This is a genomic window from Sphingopyxis sp., assembly GCF_035565275.1.
GTDB lineage: Bacteria > Pseudomonadota > Alphaproteobacteria > Sphingomonadales > Sphingomonadaceae > Sphingopyxis.
Genome location: NZ_DATMST010000171.1, coordinates 1 through 2,008, shown reverse-complemented (window position 1 = coordinate 2,008; position 2,008 = coordinate 1). Strand labels below are relative to the sequence as shown.

General features: G+C 65.3%; 3 protein-coding genes. All 3 read right to left on the bottom strand.

What is annotated here, in order from left to right:
- Nucleotides 1-486 (bottom strand): LptA/OstA family protein (locus VN047_RS11900; RefSeq protein WP_325542935.1); only part of this gene is annotated, 486 nt, incomplete at its 3' end.
- Nucleotides 483-1,121 (bottom strand): LPS export ABC transporter periplasmic protein LptC, encoded by a 639-nt coding sequence (gene lptC / locus VN047_RS11895; protein WP_325542933.1) that lies wholly within the window; start codon nt 1,119-1,121, stop codon nt 483-485. The genes lptC and VN047_RS11900, both read right to left, overlap by 4 nt.
- Before the next feature lie 18 nt (nt 1,122-1,139).
- Nucleotides 1,140-1,757, bottom strand: a complete 618-nt coding sequence (locus tag VN047_RS11890; protein ID WP_325542931.1) for a ribonuclease D — start codon at nt 1,755-1,757, stop codon at nt 1,140-1,142.
- Nucleotides 1,758-2,008 lie beyond the last annotated feature (251 nt).

Genomic DNA, 2,008 nt, shown 5'->3' with positions numbered 1-2,008 from the left:
GCCGCGCCCGTCGACCGTCGCGCGGCCGCTGTTGAGGTCGATCACCATGCGCCCGCCCGACAGGAGGTTACCGCGCTGGCGCAGCTCGACATTGCCGACCATCGTGATCAGCCGCCGGTCGAGGTCATAGATAGCGACATTGCCCGACGCGCGCTCGTCGCCCTTGGTCACGACGACGCCGCCCGTGGCATCGAGCCGGTTGACGTCGGTGCCGCCTTGCCGGGTATAGGCGACCGTCATGCGCGGCGCGGTAACGGTCAACCCCGCCTGCGTCACGCGGACGTTGCCTGCCAGCACGACGCGGTCGGCGCGGTCCTGCACCTCGATGCTGCCCGCCGCGAAATCGACGGGCGCGCCGCTGTTATGGTTGGCGAGCGCCTGTGCCTGCGCAGCGTCGCCGCCGCCCGCCGACAGGATCGCAAGGCTGGTCAAGGTAAAGCCTGCACCCGCAAGCGCCATGCTCTTCATGGTCCAGAGCCGGTTCATTTGAGCACTCCCTGATTGATCCTGAGCCGTGCATTGCCCTGAAGGCGCACGATACGCTGGTCGAGATCGGCCGACAGCTGATTGGCCGAAAAATGGCCGATGTTCAACGTACCGTCGACGCCATCCTGACCGACAAGGCTGCGGCTCTTGAGGTCCACCGCAACATTGCTGGCATCGATGCGATATCCGTCGGCACTCTTGACCTGCACCAACCCGGGGACCGCGACCTTCTCGGTCTCCATATTATAGGCGCCGGTCTTCGCGACGATCGTCGCGGGGCCGTCGGCAAGCCGGATCGCCCCCGACAGATCGGTCATCCGCACGACCGGTTCGGCCGAACTTTTCTGCACCGCGCTGCCCGCGAGCAGGGCAAAGGGCTGTCCCTTCGAATCCTGGCCGCGGTATTCGGCGCGCGTCACCTTCATCCGCTCGCTCGCCATGTCGACCTTGTCCTTGGCGAGCAGGAAGCTGATCTCGGTGCGCTGGGTGAAGGGCGAAAAGACGAGCACCGCGCCGACGACGCCGATGACGAGCGGCAGACCGAAGCGCAGGATGCGCACGACCTTGTCGTGACTCGACCCGCTTGCCGCCCACATGCGGCGCATCGTGCGGTCAAGATCGGCGCGTTCGGACATCGGATTCCCTGATCAGCCTCAACTATGCGCGAAAATATCGGTTTCGGGCCAGCCGGCAAGGTCGAGCGCGGCGCGCGTCGGCAGAAAGTCGAAACAGGCCTGCGCCAGCGCGGTGCGTCCTTCGCGCGCCAGCCGCACGTCGAGTATTTCGCGCATTGCGTGCAGGAACCGCACGTCGCTCGCGGCATAATCGCGCTGCGCGTCCGAAAGCTCCGCCGCGCCCCAGTCGCTCGACTGCTGCTGCTTCGACACTTCCTGCCCCAGCAGTTCGCGCACCAGCTCCTTGAGGCCGTGGCGGTCGGTGTAGGTGCGCACCAGCTTCGATGCAATCTTGGTGCAATAGACCGGCGCGGTCACGACGCCGAGCGCCTGCTGAAGCGCCGCGATGTCGAACCGCGCAAAATGGAACAGCTTCAGCCGCGCGGGATCGGTCAGGATCGCCTTCAGCACCGGCGCGTCATAGGCACTGCCGGGGGCAAAGCGGACAAGATGCTCGTCGCCCGACCCGTCGCTGATCTGGACGAGGCACAATCGGTCGCGCTGCGGGTTCAGGCCCATGGTCTCGGTATCGATCGCGACCGCGCCCGAACCCAGCACGCCCTCGGGCAAATCTTCTTCGTGGAAATAGACAGTCATAGAGGTCGCCTTAGGCCAAGCGGCCGTGCCGCTCAATGACTGGTTTTCGCGGGCGTAGACCGCCCGCCGCCGGGCTGCGGCAAAGCGCGCTTTATTCCACCGTCGGGCCTTGAATTTTCCGTTCGCAGATGGCGTTCATTTAGGCTATATATTGCGCCGTTAGAGGCACGGGGCGAGTCTGTGCCCATGGTGAACTGCGTCCCCGTCCGACGCAAGGCGCTGATCGAATGGGGTATGGACGAACCGAAAGC